Source organism: Photobacterium sp. R1 (assembly GCF_054600795.1).
This window is the reverse complement of the sequence record NZ_BAAHZP010000924.1, coordinates 1-240: the sequence shown is the minus strand read 5'-3', so window position 1 is coordinate 240 and position 240 is coordinate 1. Positions and strand designations below refer to the sequence as shown.

At 55.4% G+C, this 240-nt stretch carries 1 protein-coding gene; it reads right to left on the bottom strand.

Annotated features, from left to right (window positions below):
• Window positions 1–240, bottom strand: a 240-nt coding sequence (locus ACYP03_RS27775; protein ID WP_459782908.1) for a hypothetical protein, incomplete at both ends; no start/stop codon positions are given.

Sequence of the window (240 nt, the reverse complement as noted above, 5' to 3'; positions counted from 1 at the left end):
ATTCACCATGGTTTTAAACTCGCTGGCACGTGCCTCGTAGTCGGTCGGCACCTGTGAATAACGCTCTTCCGGGACGTTGTAATTGCGCGGATCATAGCCCCAGTTGTAACAAGGATCGCTGTCAGGGAGTCCGTCGCAGGTGGCAAAGTCATAGACGGGCAGCAGCTGAACGTGAGTGATGCCCAGATCGACCAGGTGATCAATGCCCGTTTTCAGCCCGTTGTAACGGGTGCCGCTTTC